General features: G+C 52.3%; 17 protein-coding genes and 1 pseudogene. 2 read left to right on the top strand and 16 right to left on the bottom strand.

Features of this window, described 5'->3' with window-relative positions:
* Nucleotide 1 precedes the first annotated feature (1 nt).
* A complete protein-coding gene (locus AC6RNO_RS15055; RefSeq protein WP_497105907.1) occupies nucleotides 2–520 on the bottom strand; it encodes a hypothetical protein in 519 nt (172 codons plus the stop codon).
* A gap of 75 nt (nucleotides 521–595) precedes the next feature.
* On the opposite strand from AC6RNO_RS15055, the gene AC6RNO_RS15050 reads away from it, so the two are divergent.
* Nucleotides 596–814, top strand: coding sequence for a hypothetical protein (locus tag AC6RNO_RS15050; protein ID WP_488438163.1), 219 nt, complete (start codon nucleotides 596–598; stop codon nucleotides 812–814).
* Nucleotides 815–890: 76 nt separating this feature from the next.
* Here AC6RNO_RS15050 and AC6RNO_RS15045 read toward each other — a convergent pair.
* The 4 genes and pseudogenes from AC6RNO_RS15045 to AC6RNO_RS15030 form a co-directional block, all read right to left on the bottom strand.
* Nucleotides 891–2602: pseudogene (locus tag AC6RNO_RS15045) on the bottom strand (ABC-F family ATP-binding cassette domain-containing protein).
* 38 nt (nucleotides 2603–2640) lie between these two features.
* Nucleotides 2641–4593: an ATP-binding cassette domain-containing protein gene (locus tag AC6RNO_RS15040; RefSeq protein WP_497105906.1), complete on the bottom strand. Its 1953-nt coding sequence runs from the start codon at nucleotides 4591–4593 to the stop codon at nucleotides 2641–2643.
* Nucleotides 4594–4643: 50 nt separating this feature from the next.
* Nucleotides 4644–5690, bottom strand: coding sequence for a M20/M25/M40 family metallo-hydrolase (locus AC6RNO_RS15035; protein WP_497105905.1), 1047 nt, complete (start codon nucleotides 5688–5690; stop codon nucleotides 4644–4646).
* A 140-nt stretch (nucleotides 5691–5830) separates the two neighbouring features.
* Nucleotides 5831–6121, bottom strand: coding sequence for a Dabb family protein (locus AC6RNO_RS15030; RefSeq protein ID WP_474681708.1), 291 nt, complete (start codon nucleotides 6119–6121; stop codon nucleotides 5831–5833).
* Nucleotides 6122–6331: 210 nt separating this feature from the next.
* Between AC6RNO_RS15030 and AC6RNO_RS15025 the strand changes: the two genes are divergently transcribed.
* Nucleotides 6332–10159: an HD domain-containing protein gene (locus AC6RNO_RS15025; RefSeq protein ID WP_497105904.1), complete on the top strand. Its 3828-nt coding sequence runs from the start codon at nucleotides 6332–6334 to the stop codon at nucleotides 10157–10159.
* Between the two features lie 102 nt (nucleotides 10160–10261).
* Here AC6RNO_RS15025 and AC6RNO_RS15020 read toward each other — a convergent pair whose 3' ends face one another.
* From AC6RNO_RS15020 to AC6RNO_RS14970, 11 genes are all read right to left on the bottom strand, one after another.
* Nucleotides 10262–11758 carry a DUF6382 domain-containing protein gene (locus tag AC6RNO_RS15020; RefSeq protein WP_497105903.1) on the bottom strand — a complete coding sequence of 499 codons (1497 nt, stop codon included), beginning with the start codon at nucleotides 11756–11758 and terminating at the stop codon, nucleotides 10262–10264.
* A 14-nt stretch (nucleotides 11759–11772) separates the two neighbouring features.
* A complete protein-coding gene (locus AC6RNO_RS15015) occupies nucleotides 11773–12282 on the bottom strand; it encodes a prepilin peptidase (protein WP_497105902.1) in 510 nt (169 codons plus the stop codon).
* A gap of 48 nt (nucleotides 12283–12330) precedes the next feature.
* Nucleotides 12331–12996, bottom strand: coding sequence for a TadE/TadG family type IV pilus assembly protein (locus AC6RNO_RS15010; protein WP_497105901.1), 666 nt, complete (start codon nucleotides 12994–12996; stop codon nucleotides 12331–12333).
* Nucleotides 12997–13083: 87 nt separating this feature from the next.
* Nucleotides 13084–15366, bottom strand: coding sequence for a hypothetical protein (locus AC6RNO_RS15005; protein WP_497105900.1), 2283 nt, complete (start codon nucleotides 15364–15366; stop codon nucleotides 13084–13086).
* 14 nt (nucleotides 15367–15380) lie between these two features.
* Nucleotides 15381–16391 (bottom strand): TadE/TadG family type IV pilus assembly protein, encoded by a 1011-nt coding sequence (locus AC6RNO_RS15000; protein WP_497105899.1) that lies wholly within the window; start codon nucleotides 16389–16391, stop codon nucleotides 15381–15383.
* Nucleotides 16381–16608, bottom strand: a complete 228-nt coding sequence (locus AC6RNO_RS14995) for a Flp1 family type IVb pilin (protein WP_497105898.1) — start codon at nucleotides 16606–16608, stop codon at nucleotides 16381–16383. The genes AC6RNO_RS15000 and AC6RNO_RS14995 overlap by 11 nt, the downstream gene beginning before the upstream one ends.
* 20 nt (nucleotides 16609–16628) lie before the next feature.
* The gene (locus AC6RNO_RS14990) at nucleotides 16629–17501 is read right to left on the bottom strand and encodes a type II secretion system F family protein (protein WP_474681716.1); all 873 of its coding nucleotides are present in this window, start codon (nucleotides 17499–17501) and stop codon (nucleotides 16629–16631) included.
* Nucleotides 17502–17506: 5 nt separating this feature from the next.
* Nucleotides 17507–18373, bottom strand: coding sequence for a type II secretion system F family protein (locus tag AC6RNO_RS14985; protein WP_497105919.1), 867 nt, complete (start codon nucleotides 18371–18373; stop codon nucleotides 17507–17509).
* A gap of 5 nt (nucleotides 18374–18378) precedes the next feature.
* Nucleotides 18379–19635 carry an ATPase, T2SS/T4P/T4SS family gene (locus AC6RNO_RS14980; RefSeq protein WP_497105897.1) on the bottom strand — a complete coding sequence of 419 codons (1257 nt, stop codon included), beginning with the start codon at nucleotides 19633–19635 and terminating at the stop codon, nucleotides 18379–18381.
* Nucleotides 19632–20738, bottom strand: coding sequence for a nucleotide-binding protein (locus tag AC6RNO_RS14975; protein ID WP_497105896.1), 1107 nt, complete (start codon nucleotides 20736–20738; stop codon nucleotides 19632–19634). Before AC6RNO_RS14975 ends, AC6RNO_RS14980 begins: the two co-directional genes overlap by 4 nt.
* A gap of 257 nt (nucleotides 20739–20995) precedes the next feature.
* A complete protein-coding gene (locus AC6RNO_RS14970) occupies nucleotides 20996–21508 on the bottom strand; it encodes an acyl-CoA thioesterase (protein ID WP_474681719.1) in 513 nt (170 codons plus the stop codon).
* Nucleotides 21509–21600: the final 92 nt, after the last annotated feature.

Genomic DNA, 21600 nt, shown 5'->3' with positions numbered 1-21600 from the left:
GCTAGATCCCCCGTTCGTCCAGCCAAAGCAAGCTTTCGACGGCGCAGCCGATCAGATGAGGAAAATCGTCGATTTGCCCTTCGTCGATTTTCCGCCCGAATGATAAAGCGATTTCGTTGCCGTACCAGACCGGATCGGCGCCAAATTCATAGGAAAGCTTTTGCCTGATGTCCGGGCGATGTCCCCATATGCCGCTCACCTGCTTGGCGATTTGCGGGCATTCGCGATCAGGCTGCCGTACCTCGGTGTACAGCCTCACTTCAAGCGTACAGCCCGGCGCGGCCGACGGGTTTTCCAAAATTTCCGCGGCAAGGTCGCTGAGATGTGCATGCAGCTTAATTTCCGCGCGGCTCGGCTTCTTCGTGCTTATCGCGAATTCGATCGCATACGTACGCGACATGGATGACATGTCGATCTGATCGGAGCGGCGGGTGACGATAAGGGTCCCTTCCAGATCCAAATCGTAAACGGAGCCTTCCAATACGACTTTCACGTTCTCAAAAATTGTCGGATCAAACAAACGGCGGACCTCCTTTCTTCTTTGCCCCGATTCGATTATACTAAAAGCATATTTACGTAAAGAAGGTGTTCCCGTATGTCAGACAAGCCTCTAGATCAAGAACAGCAGCCTGGAGAAACAGGCCCGAAAAAAGTCAGCCTAGCTGACGCGATCAAACAAAAGCTTGCGCAAAAAAAGGCGGATCAAGCCGCACAAAAAGCTAATCCCAAGCATGTAGCCGGAAACGGTCAGGCAATGAAAAGCCAAATGACCAAAAAAGTAAACAACCAACGCCGTCGTACCGGAGGCAGTTAGCAGCAATGCAAAGGCGCCCTGATGAAATATGATCGGGGCGCCTTTGTTCGTTTCTTAATTCGAATTGATAAACAGGTTAGGCGTACAGCGTTTCCCGTTGTTTTTTCACATCTTCGCTTTCCAAATATTCATCGTACGTAATCATTTTATCAATGAGTCCGTTCGGAGTAATTTCCATGACGCGGTTGGCGATCGTTTGAATGAACTGGTGGTCATGGGAGACGAACAAAATGGTTCCGTCAAAATCGACAAGCCCGTTGTTCAGCGCCGTAATCGATTCAAGATCGAGATGGTTCGTCGGTTCGTCAAGGATGAGCACGTTGGAGCCGCTCAGCATCATTTTCGAGAACATGCAGCGCACTTTCTCGCCCCCGGAAAGCACGTTCGCTTTTTTCAAAGCTTCTTCTCCGGAGAAAAGCATACGTCCCAAGAAGCCGCGCAAAAACGATTCATCCTGATCTTTGGAATATTGGCGCAGCCAATCGACAAGGTTGATATCGACATTGAAGTAGTCCTGACTGTCTTTCGGGAAATAAGCTTGCGATGTCGTTACGCCCCAAGTGTAAGAGCCTTCGTCCGCTTCCAGCTCGCCCATAATGATTTTAAACAATGTCGTTTTGGCAATGCCGTCCGGTCCGACGAAAGCGATTTTATCGCCTTTGTTGATTGTAAAGGAAATGTTGTTAAGCACTTTAACGCCTTCAACGGTTTTCGTGAGATTTTCANGTCCGGTCCGACGAAAGCGATTTTATCGCCTTTGTTGATTGTAAAGGAAATGTTGTTAAGCACTTTAACGCCTTCAACGGTTTTCGTGAGATTTTCAACTGCAAGCAGCTGCTTGCCCGCCTCGCGCTCGGCTTTGAAATGGATGAACGGATATTTGCGGCTCGACGGCTTGATATCTTCCAGCGTAAGCTTCTCGAGCTGCTTTTTACGGGAAGTCGCCTGCTTCGATTTGGACGCGTTCGCGCTGAAACGGGCGATAAAAGCTTCCAGTTCTTTGCGCTTTTCTTCGGTTTTCTTGTTCGCGTCGCGCGCCAGCTTCAGGGCCAGCTGACTCGATTCGTACCAGAAGTCATAGTTGCCGACGTACATCTGGATTTTTCCGAAATCGATGTCGGCAATGTGCGTACATACCTGATTCAGGAAGTAGCGGTCATGGGAAACGACAATGACGGTGCCTTCGAATTTGGCCAGGAAGTTCTCCAGCCAGCGGATCGATTCCAAGTTCAAATGGTTCGTAGGCTCGTCGAGGAGCAAAATGTTCGGGTTGCCGAACAGCGCTTGCGCCAGGAGGACGCGGACTTTTTCGTTGCCGTCCAGGTCCTTCATTTTGACGTCGTGCAGCGATGTAGGGATGCCCAGACCGATCAACAGCTCCGCCGCATCGGATTCCGCCTGCCAGCCGTCCAGATCCTGAAATTCGCCCTCAAGCTCCGCCGCTCTCATGCCGTCTTCTTCCGAGAAGTCCGCTTTCGCGTAAATAGCGTCTTTCTCTTCCATAATTTTGTACAGGCGGGCGTGGCCCATAATGACGGTTTTCAGCACTTCAAAATCGTCGAACTCATAGTGGTTCTGCTTCAGTACAGCCATTCTTTCACCCGGAGCGATGCTGACTTCGCCTGTATTCGGCTCGATTTCGCCGGACATGATTTTTAGAAACGTGGATTTGCCGGCACCGTTGGCGCCGATCAGCCCGTAGCAGTTGCCTGGCGTAAATTTGATGTTGACATCCTCGAAAAGCGCTCTTTTGCCATAACGAAGCGTCACGTTGGATACGGTTATCATTCGGAAATTTTACCTGCCTTTATATATATTTGTTACTATCATACCTTATTTCTTTCGATTTGTTCTACCAGCTCGGATAAATAAGTCCATCTTTCCATCGCTTCTTCCAGTTCCAAGGCTGTCTGCTGCTCCTGCTCATACAGCTCTCTGACCTTGTCGAAGTCGCTGCCGGCCGTCTCGATTTGCTGCTTAAGCGAAGCGGCTTTGTCTTCCAGCGTGGCGATCCGGTCTTCGATCTCGTCCCATTCCTTCTGTTCCTTGAAGGTCAGCTTTTTCGGGCGGGCTTGCGCCGGAGCTGTGCCTGTGCCGGCAGTTGCAGAAGCGCTAACCGCGGATTTGGAAGCTGCAGCTTGTTTTTGCTGCTCTTTTCTGGCTTGCTCGGCCTCTTCCTCCTGCCGTTTCTCCTCCAGGTACTCGGAGTAGTTGCCGTTGAACGGCTCGATGCGGCCGCCCCCTTCGAACGCAAACAGATGGTTGACGGTCCGATCCAAAAAGTAGCGGTCATGGGAAACGGTGATGACGGCGCCCGGAAAATATTCCAGATAATCTTCGAGAATCGTCAGCGTCTGGATGTCCAGATCGTTGGTCGGCTCATCCAGCAAAAGCACGTTCGGCTCGCCCATCAAAGTGCGAAGCAGGTACAGCCGGCGCTTCTCGCCGCCGGACAACTTGCCGATCGGCGTCCACTGCAGCGCGGACGGGAACAGAAAGCGCTCGAGCATCTGCGACGCCGAGATCGATTCGCCGTCCGAAGTGCGGATCACTTCCGCCGCTTCCTTGATGTATTCGATGACGCGAAGCTTCTCGTTCATCTCGGCGTTCTCTTGCGTATAGTAGGCCAGCTTGACCGTCTGGCCGGTCTCGATCGTGCCGCTGTCGGGCTGGATGCTCCCGGCGAGCATGTTCAGCAGCGTCGACTTGCCGCTGCCGTTCGGGCCGATGATGCCGAGGCGGTCCCCCGGCATCACGATGTAGCTGAAGTCGCTCATGAGCGGCTTCCCGCTTTCAAAAGCTTTGGTGACGGAGTCAAGCTCCATCACCTTTTTGCCAAGGCGGCTCCCCGCGAGCGCCATGTCGAGCTTATCGGCGGGACCGTCCACTTTGCGGTCCCGCAGCTCCTCGGCGCGCTGCACGCGCGCCTTCTGCTTCGTCGTCCGCGCCTTCGCGCCGCGGCGCAGCCAGGCCAGCTCGCGGCGCAGCAGGTTTTGCCGCTTGTCTTCGCTGGCGGCTTCGGACTCCATCCGCTCCGCCTTTTTCTCGAGGAACGCCTCATAGTTGCCCTCGTAGCTGTAAATCTTGCCCCGGTCCAGCTCCAGCATGCGGTTCGTCACCCGCTCCAGGAAGTACCGGTCGTGCGTGACGAGCAGCAAGGCTCCCTTCCACTTGCTTAAAAATTCCTCGAGCCATACGGCCGTCTCGTTGTCGATATGGTTCGTCGGCTCATCGAGGATGAGCAGATCGGCCGGCTGGATCAGCACGCGGGCCATCGCCACGCGCTTGCGCTGGCCGCCCGACAGCTCGCCGACGGGCTTGTCGAAGTCGCTGATGCCGAGCCGCGTCAGCACGGTTTTGGCAGTGGTGCCGGCTTCCCAGGCGCCAAGCTCATCCATCCGCTGCTGGGCGCTGAACAGCCGCGACTGCTTGCTCTCGCTGGAGGCGTCCAGCTCCAGCTCGGCGAGGGCCCGCTCATAGGCGCGAAGCGTCTGCATGAGCGGCGAGTCGCCATGGAATACCTGCTCCAGAACCGTGGAGTTCGGATCGAACTCCGGGTTCTGCGGCAGGTATTCCACCCGAAAATGGTTCGCGTGCACGAGCTTGCCGCGATCCGGGGTTTCCAGTCCCGCCAGCAGCTTCAGCAGCGTGGACTTGCCTGTGCCGTTCACGCCGATGAGCCCGATGCGCTGCCGCTCGTTCACCGTGAACGAAATATCGTCGAAAAGCACCTTTTCGCCGTAGCTTTTGGTTATATTTTGAACGCTCAAAATGTTCATGGGTCATCCTCTTCCTTTCCGGCCGACAATCCGCCTCTTTTCGTATGCTGTCAACGAGCAGGCTCCAAAATATAGGCGGCCAGCAGTGCGGCCGTATGGGCGATAGCGTCCATATGCGTCCTCTCCATGCCGTGCGACGCATGTACGCCGGGACCCACGAGCGCTGCGCGGATATCGCGCCCGCCGCGCAAAGCCGCAGACGCATCCGAGCCGTATCGCGGATATATATCGACGGCAAAGCCGATGTTCAGCTTTTCCGCCAGTTCGATCATTTTCGACGTCATGTGATAATCGTACGGCCCCGACGAATCTTTGGCGCATATCGATACGTCGCGGTCGCTGCCGCTCAGATCGTCGCCCAGCGCCCCCATATCGACCGCGATCAATTCCGTGATGTCCTCCGGAATATAGGCGGAACCGTGTCCGACTTCCTCGTAAGTGGAGAAAAACAGCTTGACTGTCGCTGCAGGCTTCAGTTTGTTTTGCTTCAGCAGCTCCAGCAGCCCGAACAAGGCGGCGACGCTCGCTTTATCGTCCAAATGCCGCGACTTCACGTACCCGTTGTCCTTGATCTGCACCCGCGGATCAAACGAAATGAAATCCCCGGGACGAATGCCCAGCGCTTCCACGTCCTTTATCGCCTTGACCGGCTCATCGATGCGGATCTCCATGTTCGCTTCATCGCGCTTATATTCCCGCGCGTCTTCGTAGACATGTACGGAAGGATGAGCGGTTAATATCGTGCCGTCGTAGACGCGGCCGTCTCTTGTATGAATTTGGCAGTACTCGTTTTCGATAGAGCCCATCATAAAACCGCCGACCGAAGTAAACCGCAGCATGCCGTTTTCTTTGATCGAACGGACCATCGCGCCGAGCGTATCCACATGCGCGGAAATTCCGATGACACGGCCGCCATGTTCGCCCGGAATCGTCACCACGCCGCAGCCTTTGTTCGTGTAGGTCATATCATGTCCCAGCTTGCGCAGCTCCGCCTCCAGCTTGCTCATGATATGATGCGTATAGCCTGTAGGGCTGGGTGTGCGCAGCAGCATTTCCAATATGCCGGCCATGTAGCTCCGGTTGATTTGTTCTTTCATGGCGGGGCTCCTTTCCGGCAGCGGTCTGGTGTTTCTTCGCGCGCTAGTATCCCCGCTTGTTTGGAGGAAGCGCGAAATGAAAAAACAGTGCAGCCTCACATAAGGATACTACACTGTTTTTCATCGTTTTTCAAACGGGATCAGCTTTCATAATCTACGCAAACCGACGTTCCGTCCAAAACTTGTTTCATATGTACCTTCACTTCTTCATGAAGCGGATGCGCATCGTAAACTTTCAAATCGTCCACGGAATCAAAACGGGTCACAAGCGCGATATCGTAAGAACGTTCCAGTCGCAATACGTCCGTCCCTACTTCAATATGTTTGAGCACGGGAATTTTACCTTCCATGTTAGCTAGCACTTTTCTTGTTGCTTCGATGGATTCCGGGCTGCGGTCTTTCAATTTAAACAAAACGATATGTGTCAGCATGCTAGTTTCCCCTTTTTGCTTGAATGGTCAAAATATACGCCTCTCGGCAACCGTTTTATTATACCACTAGCAAGGCAAGCCGGGAAATAGCAAAAATGCCGGAAACCTTTATGAGAGAAAATTATAAGAATGTTTAAAAAAGGAAATTCCCTGAGCATTGGCGAAATTTGCAATTACCCGGATTTCAACTACATTTGCGGAGGTAGGGAGATGACAAACCAAGAAATTCAGCGCCGTTATTCGCTGGAAAGGCACCTGGAGGAGTGCTGCCGATCCGACAGCAGCTTTTCCTTGCTGTACGATACGTTCAGGTTTAATAAAAGACAAATATGCGAAGTGCTCGAAACGATTAAACTATATTTTCCGCATTACAGCAAACACGGCGCCGCCCATTCCGGCTGCATCGTCACATCCGTAGAATTGCTGCTTGGCGAAGACCGGATCAGATCCCTGTCCGCTACAGATACATTTTTAATTTTGCTGTCGGCTTATTTGCATGACATCGGCATGTTTTTGAAAAATGAAGAAATAAGAAAAGAATGGGCGACTCCGGAATTCGGCATCTTTTTGGACGAGTTTGCGCTTGTCGACGATTCTGCAAAATTTGTGAAAAACTTTATGGCCGGGCCCGGCAGTGCGGTGGACTCGGATGTGTACATTCTTGATTTGATGGAGCATACCCGCGTCGTCATCGCCGAATACTTCAGGCGCAGCCACGGCCCAAAGGGCGAAGAAAGAATCGCCGGCAGCCTAAAGGATCTCGATATTATGCTGAACGCCGGCAATCAGATTCCGAGGCGGCTTATCCGCCTTCTGTCTGTGCTCTGCTCCGCCCACAACAACACCATCGATGAGGTCATGCAGCTGCGCCAATTGCAGTCCAGCGGTCTCGGCGACCTCATTCATCCGCGGTTCATAGCGATCCTGCTGCGGATCGGGGATTTGCTCGATTTGGACAACAACAGGTTCGACGACCTGGCTATTCTGTCCAGCTATTCGAAACTGAACCGCACGAGCCAGACTCATTACGACAAACACAATTCGGTTGAATCGCTGCTCATCACCCCGGACAAGATTCATATCCTGTCGGTCAGCGACGATGTGAACGTACTCGCCGAAATGCGGGGCTGGCTGAAACTCTTGGAAGATGAGCTCCGAAACCTTCGCGACCGGTGGCATGAAATCGTTCCGGACCGTTTGGCGGGCACGACCCCGCAGGTCGAGTTCATCGTGAGAAAAAGGAACGGCGAAGAAGATTTCACAGACAAAAATTTAAAGCTCGATTTCCCGGCTCAAAAAGCGTTTCAGCTCATCAGCGGCGAAAATATTTATACGGATAAACTCGCAGCTTTAAGAGAAATGATCCAGAATTCGCTCGATGCATTGAAAATCCAGTTTTGGCGCGATTTGCAAAAGGGCAATATTAGAACCCGCATCAAAGACGATCATTACAGCGGCATACTGCCTATCGATATCGAACAGGCCGAATTTGAAAAATACAACGTGCGGATTCATTTTTATGACGGACAGCGCGAGCAGGACCGACACATGTTAAAGGAACATATCGGACAAAATTTGCTGCAAACGCTTTGCGGCAACGATGAATTGGCGGACAGCCTCATTGTCATCGTTGAAGATAACGGCACCGGCATCTCCAAGGATGATTTCGTGAATCGTATCCTGCAGACCGGCAAGAAAGACGGCAAGCCGGGCAAATATGCCGAGGTGTGCAGGCAAATGCCGCTCTGGCTCAAGCCGACCGGAGAATTCGGAATCGGGCTTCACTCCGTATTTTCAATTACGGACGACATCGTGATCCAGACGAGATCGGAAGCCGATTTGGAAAACGGCAGACAAATATACATCCAGTCCGGGAAAATGAACGGGTACGTCCTGAGCGATATTTGGGATGCCCGTAAAACGGGAAACGGCAAACCGATGGCGCGCGGAACGCGAATTATCGTCCGAATCGGGAACGACAAAAATTTATTTGATGAAAGCGCCGCACCCATGCTGAAATCCGATTTTTTCAGGTCAAATCCGGTTGATTTCAAAATTAAATACATGCAGGCGCTGATCGAGAAAGAACATCCGCAGGCGCGTCCGCAGTTGAAGTCGCCTACAGGCACGTTTATCGTCAACATGAAGTATAAGCCTCCGGCGCTTTTGTGGGGACATTCGGCGCAATTGACCGACAGTATCGATGACGACAACCATTATGCGGAAATTTGGGACCAATCGGGCGCCGTCCATGTATACATATATGACAAACGGGCCGGGCATCGGATCTGGTTTGCTCCATCGTCCGAATTCGGGGATAGCCCCCGCATCCATCTGGCCTATAAAGGTGTGACGGTGGATGACCAAGCGTTGAGCGGCGCGTTGACAAGCCTGCTTCTTTCGAGGGATACCCTCTGCGTCGATTATGCTTTTGAACAGACAGGCAGCTACGTGAATTTGAACAGAGCCAGCTTTGTGCGGGAAAAGAAAAATGAAATCGTACAAACGACCTCCGGTTTGGTACATACCGCTCTCACATTTTACAACCGTTTTTTGAAAAAACAATTCCAAAGCAGGCTTCCGGAATTTCAACGTTACAACGAATTAAATGATGCAATGCTGCACGTCATCGAGGATGCCTATGAAAGTTTGCAGCAGCAAAAAGCGGAAAAAAAGCTGGACTTCACGGCTGCTCTGTTCATCTATTCGGAAAAGCTTTCGGAACAGCTGCTCTCCCCCGAATCGTCCGGTTTCGCGATGCCGGATACCGGCTTCCCGAAAGAATTAGCGGCTATCATCTTTGCCAAAAGAATGTTCCATTGGCTGCATGTGCTTAAACGCGACTATCATCTGCACCTTTTTGATTATGATTACAGCAGTATGCTTCAAACATTTATCGACAGCTACGTCACCTCGATTCAAGAGTATTGCTGTCCGAACTTGAGCGCAGACGTCTTTGTGCGGGAGTTTATCAGACCTTTAACATCCGTATCCGGCGGCTACTCGTTTGAAATATCGCTTGTCAGAAACGCGCTGCCCGACTACTCCGTTTCATGGCTAAAGTCATACGTCCCTTATTGGAAACAGTCGAACGCCTTGAAAATGTTTTTGTATCACATCAAATACGGTATAGCTGCGGATGCCGATGACAAATTTCTGCAAATCATGCGCGTCCTGTCCGACGGCTACATTCACGACGACAATTACGGCCATTTCAACAATGGCTGGGAAAACGAGATGAAGCATCCCGTTACGTTTATTGAGCGCGGCAGCGAGCCCAGACAAGCGGCAAGAGCCTACTTCGGCTCGGAAGCTGTCCTTAAAAAGGAACGGTTGTTTTTTCCTTTGCCTACCGGGAGCGATCGAATTGTTTCCTTCCTGCCGCTTAAAACGCTGGATGTTATTTCAGATCAGGAACAAACGTATTTTCGCTTTGTGACCGCGGAATACAATGATGCCGTCGAAACCGCCTGCATACAGCTATCTGAAGATGCAAAACAATATCTGTTCGCGGATTTGCTGCATTACGAGACCGAAGAGCGAAATTGGTCCCCTTTTAACAGCGAATACTGCATCATGCCGGCTATCGAACAATATAAAGATATTGCGGTAAACGGCCTGCCGCTAGAGCTTCAAATTATTTATAACCAAAGCCTATACTCTCAAATCAGGCAGGGCAGCTATTTTTTAATTCCTTTCGCCAGATCGGAATTCGCGGATTTAATTAACGCCGTTGAATTTGTTTCCAGAGAATCGGATGAATCGTTCATTGAAACTATTATCGAACATCTTGAACAATACAGTATGGACATGTCAAAGGACGAAATTTCACCTGAAAACTTGCTCGTTTGGGCAGAACTGGAGTCCACGCTTTCCAATTTGCAATCCGGCGCGACGTATATGAATATCATAAATTTCACCGTCAGCAAAAAAGCTGACCCGAATACCGACGATAAACAACGCAGGGCATCCGTAGAAACTACATATAATAAGCTGGTCATAGACTTGCTCCACTACTTGTTTAAACGAATCAACTAGCTGATCGCTGTTGCAAGAGCGCCTTTGAGCCATTTATTGAATCGATCTACCGGACGCATTCAATGAATGGCTTATTTTCGCTTGCCCATTGCTCCTTTCGCTCTAAAAGCGAAACGTAATCTCCATGCGGACGATCCGAATCGTATCCCCGTCCTTCAAGGCGTACGCCTGATAGGGGACTAACGGTTGACCGTTCAAAAACGTCCCGTTCGTTGAGCCCAGATCTTTCACCGCGTATGCTTCATCGGTTTTTAAAATTTCGGCATGAAGTCTCGATATCCCCGTTTCATCACAAATGTAATCGGTGCCCGCCCCCTCTCCGCCTCTGCCGATCGTAAAGCTTTCTTTCTCTATCGCAGCCGTATGTTGAACGCCATCTTTGTACAATTCGATTCGCGGCCCTTGCGGTTTTGATAACACCGCTCCCAGAAAGACTGTTGCATTGGCGTTCGCCGTTTGCAGCAATGTCGTATGCATGTGCAAGTTTTGGTAATACTGCTGCAGGTTAACCGGTTCCGGCTCCGCCTCCGCTCCCCGTTGTCCGGCTGCGAAGGTTTCGATTCCGGTTTCTGCCGCCGGTTGAACGGCGGGCTTCAAAGAAGCCGGAGACCTTTTTGCCCAAAACTGCGGAATACCGACATAGGCGGCTACGAACCAGGCATCCGTAAACAGAACTGTGATCCCCGATACGATTCGCAGCCCGGCTTCCGTCGGAGCGGAAAAATAATCCTGCCATATAATCGCGGTCAGAAGCAAACAAACAGCGAACACGATCCATTTTGCACGCCGTGTCGGAAGTGTGATTAGAGCCGGGGACGCCGGTCCCGGCTGCTGATCGAAAAGCCGGGAGGGCTCGTCCTCCTCCCTTTTCCATATCGGCTTCGGCAAGCTGGCCGGTTGTTCCTCCTTCCGGCTTGCCAAGCCGGATTCCGCCCGACTGCCGCCGATTTGCGCGGCATCGGTTCGCTCCGCCCGCTCCACGATTGCGGGCGGGGCGCAGTTTTCGCTCCTTGGATGCTCCTGTTCGTCCAGAAGCTCAAGCAGCCTCTTTTTGCATCCGTCAAGCTCCCATTCGTTCGAAAAGGACTCGATGAATCGTGATATGCCGCTGTCTCCTCCTGTTTTCACCTTGGACGCCAACAGAACAGCCAGTCCTTCCACCTGAACTTGCAGGGGAATTTCTTCTTTTGGCCGCTCAAGCGGAACATAGGTCAAATACACGTCGGACCAGTCATTGCCGATGAAAATAAAATTATCCTTCAACACATACTGCGTTTCAAGCAGCATATAATTTTTGCTTTCTTCCAACGTGCAGACGACGGCGTACAGCAGTTTGGCGAACTGCCGGCTTGTAAGCCCTTCGGCTTTCAGAACATGGGACAGCATCCGTTTACCGGTCAAGTTGTAAAGCAGGCTGATGCGAAAATCCATTTCCTGCATGCCGAGCGGAAGCAGCCGGGGAATCCGGTTCGATTCCAGCATGCGCAGTTGAAGCCCGGACAACTCCCCCGCCGGGATGCCGCCTTCGCGATGGAGCTCCATGTAGTGGCCTTGGCGGTACACGAAATCGTAGCGCAGCCCAAATACTTCCTGAACCAAAGACACACCTCTTTTCACATAAAAGCGTAGCACCAGGCCGTTATGACTCCCGGCACAACCGCATACATAAACGGAAATGTAATGTTGGCCTGCCGCTTCATCCCGAAAGCCGCTGCTGTGTCCCGATACGCTGTTATCGCGATAAGCCAGCCTGCGAGCTTGTATCCTGTCGCCGTCAATTGCTTTTTGGCGATTAGAATCGCAAGCCCGATTACACCTGCAAATAATACGGAGTAAACGATGCACTGCATCACGAACAATACTCCCATAAGCGAGCCAATAGCGGCAAACAGCTTCACGTCTCCGGCTCCCAAAGCGCCGAACAAATGGAGCAGCAACAGCATCCCGAATCCGGCGGCAGCGCCGGCAACCGAGTAAAGCGCTCCTCCCCAACCGCCTGTCGCCGCATGAACCAGCAGACCGACTGCCGCTCCCCCGATCGTTAATTTATTGGGCAGTATGGACTTCCGAGCATCCGTCCAACATGCAATTCCGATCAAAGCAAACAATACAAAATGGATCAAAGAACCCCTCCCTCCTTTGCTTCTTGTATGCCAGAATGCACTTGCCGGCTAAGCGCCGACCCACGCCCGCTCTACGGCTTTCTTTTTTAAAACAATCGTCCGCTTCATAAACGGAAGCGGTAGTGTATACTCCACCTGCACTTCCAGCGCGAAATAGGCGCTGCTTCCCTTTTGCATGCCCGGCAAAGTAACGGAAACGACCTTCAGGCTCTCCTTGCGGATTGCACCGCTATCGCAAAATGCGTACACAATCGGCGTAAAAGCCGCGTTGATTCGCGGTGCAACATGTTCATCGATAAATTGGTCCGCCGTATCGCTCGCCTTACTCTCCCCTTGCGTGCGCAGTTCCTTCTCCCACTTGACAATTTCCAGCAGTGCATCGGGAATATAAGCAGCGTATTCGTCGGCAAAATCTTCGGCGCCCAACACTTGATTTCTGGCGCTCTCAATGCGCTCTATGGCCGAACCTACGAAATCCGCCGCAGGGCTTTGCTCATATTTTGCTTTCGCTTCTTGCACGAGCAGCCGCACCGGATACAGTTGGCCTGCCACCGTCTTCACCGTTTCCGATACGGCGCTCTGGAGTGCCATCTCCATGACGGCAATCTGAATAAAAACGATAAGTCCCACGACAAATGACAGAAAAACCGGCAGCAGCAGCGCCGCCTCCAAAACGATGCCCCCCTGCTGCCCTGCATAAAATTTTTTGAGCATGCCAAGATACACCTCTCTGATCGCAATCCTCTGAGCCTGTCCGAAGGAAGTTCCTTTCTGCCGAGCTCTTCGAACAGCCCCCCTGGCTCAATAAGCAAATGCTGCTGTGCCTGCCAGCCGGCAACGGTTCCCTTGCACTTCGCATCCTAATAACCCGGTGCCCTCCATGAGCCGCATCAATTGCGGAACGAACCACAGTCTTATCCGGCTTGCTGCGCTCCCTTGCACGTAAGTTGTTTCCTGCACGAGATCTTTGCCGGTATTCAGTTCGATCAACGCCTGCATTCTGGCCATCAGCTTCGAATCGTTGCTGTGCAGGAGCAAAAATATGCGCAAATAGTCCTTGTAAGTCAAACTGAGCGCTGACGAAGTTATTTTTGCGGAAAGCTCGACGGCTTCTCCCTTGACGAGCTGATTCATATCTGCAAAAGCTTTGACCGCTCCTTCCGCTGCGGCAGCGAGGAGAACGAGCAGAGGAGAGCCGATATTCAGCAGCTCCTTTTCCGGATCAAGCAGCGCTTCCAAAGTGCGGATGGCCAGCCGGAAAGAAAACATTTCCGCATAAGCTGAAGAAATATTGGCCGCGCAGGAAGAAAAGCCATACAGCAAATATTCGGCCTCCTGACCGTTCAAAGCATGTGTTCCCGGATCAACCAGCTCGTTCGATGATTTGGGCTGGCCTGACAGATCTTTCTCCATGCCGTACGTTCTGTAGTTGAACTTCGTTAATGCAAACTCATTGACGTACAGTTCGTCGCGCAATGAAGCCGCCGCATCGTTAAAAGCGTCCAGCATGGACATCGCTTTCAGGCTTACGGGCTCCGATTTTTCCAAATCGTACGCTACTTCACTGCCGATACCGCCTTCTTGGGCGTTCGCCTCGCGATATTTTTGATAATAGCCTCTGCCGGCTGCGGAACTGCCGCCATCGCCCTGCAGTCGCTTGTACAGCTCGGCTTCGCTTGACAGCGAATTGACAATGCCGCAGCCGCCTATCGCTTGCTTCGCCTGGTCCAAAACGGATTGGATCTTGCTTTTTTGCTCCCGTTTGGCAGCTGTAATCGAGCTCCTTTTCTCGATCCTCGCTCTTTCAAGCGCGCTTTGCTTCGCGTAAAACCCGCTCGATGTACGCCAGTATGCATCGTTCGCGTTGTTCGCCCTGCCGGTGTTATCCGGCGTATACAAGGCTACATCTTCAACGACGGCTTGAAATGCGGCAAAAAGGGCGCTAATGCTCGCTGCCGCCGTCTGATAGCCGTCAAAATAATCGTCTCCGAAAACGGCTACGCTTTGAAAAGATTCGTACGCTTGGGCAGCGCCGCCAGTACCGTTCGCGATCCCGCTCAATTTGCCGCGGATGCTTTCATTGATCTGCTTCGCTTTTTTGAGCGCCGGTTCGATTTCTTTGTGCAGGCCGCTGACAACGCTGCCGTTCGCCACTGCTTCCACCTTGACGGCGGCAAGCAGCGCTGCGTATTTCACTAGCAAATCCAGCAATCTGTCCAAATCCTGCTGCTGCTGCTGCTGAGCCAGCGCCTGAGCCTGCTCCTCAAGCGCGCGCCTTGATTCCATAATTGACTGAATCGTTTGCCAGCTTTGCGCTCCGGCCGCAGCTAACGATGCGAGATTCATATCCAGACCGGCGATCGAATCGCGGACTGTTTTCAATTGATTTTTCACGCTCAGCAATTGGCCTTTTACTCCATCAACGGTGTGGACACCGATTTGCTCGGTTAAGCTGTTCAATTCGGCGATGCGGGTTTCGTAATACGAATGATAAGCCGCCGTTTTCGTATGGAGCTCTTCCATGCCCGCCCACGCTTCATCCAGCGCTTCGTCTCTTTGTTCCAGCAGCTTTTCCAGCTCTGCGGATTCTTTGGCAAACTGCGATCCTTGCCGAAAGGGCTCGGCCGTACCGGATTTCTGGAACTTGTCCGTAATCTCCAGCACAAACTCGATGGGCGCTTTAATTTTCATATCCTCCAAAATTTGCTTTTCGAAAACAGTGTGACTCGCCAGGGAATAGACCGGAGTCAGACGCATCTCCTGATCGACGGGAGTTTGATCGATGTAATGAAACCGCTTCGAACCTGCGCTGCCGGATAAATTGTTGGCGAATACTTCGTGAAAAACCCGCTCGACTTCCGCTTTCGGCAAACCGAGCCCGTACAGCCCCATCGCTTGAAGATCGGGATCAAAAGCCGACATCACAGAGCGAACAGCGGCTTTTACAGCCGAATCGTGTTCCTTTTCCGCCAGCTTGATCCTCGCATAATCGATCAGAACCGCCTGAAACAAAAAGATAGGTACGACGATCAGAATCAAATAGACGGAAACAGCCCCCGTTTCGGATACGAATAGTTTCCTCAAAAACGTTCTCCTTTCTAGTTATGTACGACGACCACAATGCCTTTTTGTTCCAGCTCCCTGCGCAATTGGGCCGAAGGAACGCCTTTCCCGTTTGCGCTCTTTTTAAAAAAGTGCCAGACGACGCCTTTGACTTGCTTACCTTCTTGCAGCAGTTCCATATCTTTGGGCAATTGGTCGGCAAGAAGCTGCGGTTCTGTAAACGTATAAAAAGCTTGATGGGCGACGCCGTTTGAGTCCAGCGCGTCAACGGTGCGGCTTTTGCCCGATAGCGTAACCAGCTTCACTTCCTTCCCGCCTGTGAGTGCTTGCAAATAGCGCGCCGCATCCCGCTCAGAACGGATCGTCACGCGTGGACCTGAACCGTCGTCATTTGCAGGTTCGACAAGCGCCGCTTTCGCTTTTTGCGGGGAAATCCGCCCTTTTATCGCTTTGATGTACGTCCTTGTAATGTCCGTCAAGCGGATCAGTTCAACAGGTTCGATCACATGGGACACCGCTTTGCCGCTCACCCGTGCAGACCCAAGCATTCGCGCTACGAATGGGGGCATGAGGAACGGCTTATTCAGTTCCACCTCAATTTGGCGGTCCAGTACGAAATTTTTATAGCGTGCAGCACCTGTGATCCCGGATGGCAATAGAGCGGACGATTTAGCCAATTTTTTCTCGACTTGGCCTGCAGCTTTACCGGCTTCCCCTGGCAAGGCGACTTCCGCAGTCCGGCCGGAAACGAGCAGCCCGAATAAATCGGAGACACTGTCCTGCGTCAGCCTCCAGTATAATCCGTCCGTCTCACTGGGATTGAAATTGCCCGAAGCCAAATCCTTGCGGCTGTTGTCCCATGTGAAAGCGAGCCGTTCCGCCGCCGAGCGGGCAATGTGCTGGACGACAACCTTTTGATATACAAATAACCCCAGGAACAGAAGCGTTAACGTGCAAATCATCACGATTGGAAAAACGAGCGTCGCCTCGATCGTAAAGCTGCCTCTGTCGTCCCGGCCAAAACCTGCGAACCGCTTAAGGCGCACAGGACGTTGTCGGGCTCGGAGCGCACGGCGTTACAGAACTGTTGTTTTTCAGATCCGAGTTGGCGTCGCCGATCAGTTTTTGAAACCAGGAGACGATCCACTTTCTGAAAATAATCGCTATCGCGACAAGTATCGCAACGATCAGCAAAATCTCCAGCGTGCCGAGGCCATCCTCATCTTTCCAAAAAGCTTTCAACCATGCGGTCATCCGTCTCATTTTCAATTCCTCCTTGTATGTTATTGCTGCCTCATCATGATTAATGCAGGTGCGGCGACGATCACCATCACCACAACGAAAATAAGCACCATCGGAAATACGAGCTTGGACGAGGCTTCTTCGCCCAGCGTCCGCGACACCGCTTTGCGCCTTTGCCACAGATCCAGCGACAACGCCTGTAAAGCCATCACAAAATCGTTTCCGCCCCGCTTGTAATTGAGCAGCAACGCTGAGGTAAAAAGCGACACTTCATGCAGGGCGCAGCGTTTGCTGAAATCCTCCATCACTTTGGCAAACGGAATGTTCATTTCCAATTCGCGGACCGCTTGAGCAAGCTCCTTGAATAGAGGAGTTTCCTCGCGCCCCCTCCTCGCTTCGACGCAGCGGATCCATGCCCGGCCTACGGTTTCGCCCGCATTAACGAGCAGCACGATAGTATTCAGCACTTCCGGCAGCTCCAAAATCATATGCTGCTGCTTTTTGCGGATTTTCACGTCCAAATCGCGCACCAGCAGCAATGGAACGGCCACGGACCCCAGCAGGCCCAGCCCCAGCAAAGAGGCGTCTCCGTCTGCCGCAACCGCAAGCAGGGAAAAAAACAGCAGGCATGCGTACCCGGCTGAAACGAGCTCCGCGTAAAACATTTTGCTGCCATGCAGCGCATAGCCTCTGCCGAAAAGCGTCAGCAGCTTATGATGCACCCGCGCTGTAAAATCCGGCAGCTTCTCCATCAGCTTGAACCGATCGATGATGTACAAACTGAAGGGAAGCAGCCATTTGAGCTTAAACGGATACGGTTGTTCCCGCAAAAACGGTTTATACTTTTGACGTCCAAGAAGCGTCAGTACACAGCAAACGAGCATTTCGAGCAGCACCGCCAACGTGATCCACATTTCGGTTACACCTTGATATCCATAATCTTTTGAGTCAGCCAGCAGCAAAACGCCAGCATCAGCAAACTTGCGCTCATGATCAATTTCCCGCCGCCTTGATACAGCGGTTCCATATAATCCGGCGAAGAGAACGCCAATACGGCAACAATAATAATCGGGGCGAACAGCAGCACACGCGATTCGAACTTCTTTTGCGCGACCATAACCGCGATATCCTGCGTGATTTCCAGCTTTTCGCCGATAACCGCCGCCGTCCGCTTCATTACCTCAACCAAATTGCCGCCCGTCCGCTTGCAGGTCAGAAAGACGTCCGTGAAACTGGACACATCTTCCAAATGGCTGCGGTCAGCAAAATGCTTCAAGGCCGCCTCAATCGGCTCGCCGTTTTCCACCCGCCTGCAAATAATGCCGAACTCCGCAACGATGAAGCAGGCCGGGTCCGGGTAAATCACTTTTAAATCGTCCAACGCTTCGCGAAACGCAGTCTCAATCGATTTGCCGGCCGTCATTGCGGAAGAAAGGCAGCTGAGCGACTGTTTAAACTGCACGTTCAGCTTGTTTTTGCGCTGGCGGATCATTTGTTTGCGGCGAATCCTCGGAAATAACAGCGCTCCGGAAGCTAATAACAACGCTATAAGCGCGCTTTTGTAAAAAATGTACCCGACGAAAATGGCCGGCAGAGCCAGCATGCCGACGGCGAGCAGCCGTTCTTTGCCGGACATCGAATACTCGTCGTAATCGACAAACTTGTTCCCTGCGGGAGCGGGCTTGCCCGGCTCTTTGCGGTCTGATTGAAGACCGGCCGTTTTTCTCCTTTCCAGCCATACAATGAACAGTCCGCTTAAAGCCGCTATCGCCAGCACGATTAGCACAATGGTCAAATTACGTTCTCCTCTCTTTGCGAAAACCAGTCCGGCAGCTGTCTTCCCGCCATACGTATTTTGTGCATGTTGACAAGCGCATTGCCGGTATAGGCAAGCTTCCCGAGCACCTTGCGTTCAGCCGTCTCTCCGGTCTCTTCAAAAACAAAAAGCGGATTCAGCTGCACTTCCCCGTTTTCAACGCCCAACACTTCGTGAATTTCCGTTACTTTACGGGTGCGGTCGCGAATTCTGCTCAAATGAATCATAATGTCCAGCGCCGAGGCGATCTGCTTGCGGACGACCTGGACGGGAAGCGAGGCGCCGCTAAGCACCATCGTCTCCAGCCGGCTTAACATATCCGCCGAAGAATTTGCATGGCCCGTCGAAAGACTGCCGTCATGTCCGGTATTCATGGCTTGCAGCATGTCCAAAGCCTCTGCGCCCCGCACTTCCCCGACGATAATGCGGTTGGGACGCATCCTGAGCGAGGAACGGATCAAATCCCGGATCGTAATCTCTCCTTTCCCCTCCGTATTGGCGTTTCTCGTCTCCAGACTAACCAGGTTCGGCACCGTCCGAATTTGCAGTTCTGCCGAATCTTCGATCGTAATGATGCGTTCGTCCGCCGGTATCCAGGCGCTCAATGCGTTCAGGAATGTCGTTTTGCCAGATCCGGTGCCGCCGCCGATAAACACATTGAAGCCCGATTCCACGATAACTTGCAAAAATTGCGCCGCTTCGGTGGAAACGCTGCCCAGCCGGATCAAATCTTCCATCGCCATCGCGCGCTCGGGAAATTTGCGGATCGTCAGGGCGGGGCCACTGAGCGAGGCAGGCGGAAGCACGACGTTGACGCGCGAGCCGTCCTGCAGTCGGGCATCCACGATAGGCGAGCTCTGGTTGACGATCCGGTTGACTTTAGCCACAATCGTTTGAATCAAGTCTTCCAGCTTTTCGGCGCTTTCGAATGCGTACGGATATCGCTCGACCGCTCCCCGGCGCTCGACAAAAATGCGTTCGTGCCCATTGACCATAATTTCCGTAACGCTGGCATCATCCATCAGCGGCTGCAAGACGTCAAGTCCCCGAAAGGAGTAAAAAATCCGCTCCACCGCTTCGCGAATTTCAGTCGATGTCCACTCTTGCTCTTTCGACGCCGCAAAAACGGTTTCTTCGATTAGCTCCAGCATTTGACGGTCTGTTACCGTATGAGTCAGGTCAAGCCGCTCCTTGATCTGCTGTTTCAAATCAGCGAACAAGGACAGGTTCATGAAGCCTCCGCTCCTCTGGACTCCGCGGGGTGCTTGCAGGCTTTTGCATACATGCCGTACACCTGCTCCGAAAACAGAACGGATTGCCACAGCTGCTCGGGCGACTGCAAGATTTTCCAATCGGGAATGTAGGGCAGCGCGCTGCTCGGATTAATTCCCAGCGATCCCATATCATTGACCTGTTTGCCCGTAAACTTATTGAGCACAAAATGCACCCGCCGGATAGTTCCGGCCAGCTTGCGGAAAGCCATCGTCTTATACAGACCGTGCAAATCGTCCAGTACGATCCAGAACACTTCGCTGCTCAGTTCAAGCGCTTTTAACGTCCGGGGGTGAACCGACGTTTCCAGATCGATTACGATGCAATCATACTTCTGCAAAGCGGTGAGCGCTTCAATCAGCAGCCGCACATCTTCCCCGTTCATTTCCTGCATTTCGCGAATATGGTCCTGGGGAGCGATGTAGTCGAAGCCGAGCCGCGTATCCCGCGATTTGAGCAGCTCGAACTTCGGCCCGAGCAGTTCCGGGGAGCTTTTGACGTAGTAAAGCAGCTGCGAAAACTGCGGATCGTCTCCCTGCAGCCAGGCCGAAGCCGAACTTACCGATTCCAGGCTGAGATATAGAATGGCCTCACCGCGGTAAGACAACTGCTTGGCCAAGTGAATCGCCGTTACCGTTTTTCCGCTGTTTCCCGTGCCGGAAAAGACGGAAAGCACTTGCGTGCCTTTGCGTTCGCGCGATACCGCCGGGCGCTGCCGCTTTTCCCCATAAAAAGCAAGCAGTTGGCCCAATAATTGATGAAGAGCCTGATAACGGTAAAGAAATTGTACGTTAGCTTCCGCCTCCCTGGTCGTAGAGATCGTCTCGCTGAGAATGATCTTGCATAATCCCGTATCCCTGTCCGCCCAATGCGGATAGTACGACTCCGATAAGAGCAAAATGCCGTCTCCATGCGGTTCGCCAAGCAGTTCTTCGACCAGCTCCGGCTTTGAAAAAAGCTTCACCTCAAGCGTGCCCGCAAACACGGATGTGCGTACAAATTCGTCCAGCCGCTGGGCATAGGTCAAATCGTCGTCAAGAAAATAAAGCTGCGTCTTGCTCACAAAATCCCTCCTGTCTAGGAAATCATCGAATCGAATACACGCCGCTGCCGATCAAAATCAGCCCGGCGGCGGCGAGCACGACCGCTAACCGGATACGGGCCTTATTCCCCATGCATCAACCTCCTGGACAAACAAAAAAGCACTCGCCGATCGGGGAGACAACATTGTCTCTCCAACCAGCGGTGCTTCCGCTTGTCACATGTAATTACCCAAATAATACCACATTCACCCGAAAAATCAACACTTTTCGATAAAATTTATTCCCACGGATATTTCATCGTGAAAAATCCGGCCAGCTTTTTGCTCTCTTCCCTGCGGATGCGGCGTATTTCCGCGCGATGCGGCGCCGATTCATGCAGCTTCGTCTCTTCTTCCGTCTCGGGCACGACAACGGGAACCGGAACCGGTTTCTTATTATCGTCGAGTGCAACGAATGTCAAAAAGGAAGTGGCGGCGATTTTGCGCTCCCCCGTTTTCAGATCTTCCGTCACGACCTTGACGAAAACTTCCATCGAGCTCGTACCCGTCCAGGTTACGAACGATTCCAGACATACCGAGTCCGACGGCTTAATCGGATACAGGAAATCCACGGAATCCGTAGACGCGGTAACGACGGAGCGCCGGCAATGCTTGTGGGCGGCGATCGAAGCGATATCGTCAATATAAGACATCAGCTTGCCGCCGAACAGCGTATTGTGATTGTTGACATCCGTCGGGAAAATTCGCGACGTTTTGAAGCATCTGGATTCTCTGGCATATCTTTGTTCCATGCTTGTTTCATCTCCTGCTTCTGGCTGATATGTAGATATCATACCACAATTCGTCGTGGAATAATTGGATTTATTCAATTCCAATGGCTCAG

The organism is Paenibacillus sp. sgz302190, from assembly GCF_059820445.1.
Note: the sequence above shows the minus strand (reverse complement) of the source record. Positions and strands in the feature narration are given on the sequence as shown.

Excerpts from the sequence above, each read along its gene's own strand:
- AC6RNO_RS14990 (WP_474681716.1), bottom strand. The coding sequence starts at position 17,501 with ATGTGGATCACGTTGGCGGTGCTGCTCGAAATGCTCGTTTGCTGTGTA.
- AC6RNO_RS15050 (WP_488438163.1), top strand. The coding sequence starts at position 596 with ATGTCAGACAAGCCTCTAGATCAAGAACAGCAGCCTGGAGAAACAGGC.
- AC6RNO_RS15040 (WP_497105906.1), bottom strand. The coding sequence starts at position 4,593 with ATGAACATTTTGAGCGTTCAAAATATAACCAAAAGCTACGGCGAAAAG.
- AC6RNO_RS15010 (WP_497105901.1), bottom strand. The coding sequence starts at position 12,996 with ATGCTCAAAAAATTTTATGCAGGGCAGCAGGGGGGCATCGTTTTGGAG.
- AC6RNO_RS14980 (WP_497105897.1), bottom strand. The coding sequence starts at position 19,635 with ATGAACCTGTCCTTGTTCGCTGATTTGAAACAGCAGATCAAGGAGCGG.
- AC6RNO_RS15030 (WP_474681708.1), bottom strand. The coding sequence starts at position 6,121 with ATGCTGACACATATCGTTTTGTTTAAATTGAAAGACCGCAGCCCGGAA.
- AC6RNO_RS14995 (WP_497105898.1), bottom strand. The coding sequence starts at position 16,608 with ATGAGACGGATGACCGCATGGTTGAAAGCTTTTTGGAAAGATGAGGAT.
- AC6RNO_RS15025 (WP_497105904.1), top strand. The coding sequence starts at position 6,332 with ATGACAAACCAAGAAATTCAGCGCCGTTATTCGCTGGAAAGGCACCTG.
- AC6RNO_RS15035 (WP_497105905.1), bottom strand. The coding sequence starts at position 5,690 with ATGAAAGAACAAATCAACCGGAGCTACATGGCCGGCATATTGGAAATG.
- AC6RNO_RS14970 (WP_474681719.1), bottom strand. The coding sequence starts at position 21,508 with ATGGAACAAAGATATGCCAGAGAATCCAGATGCTTCAAAACGTCGCGA.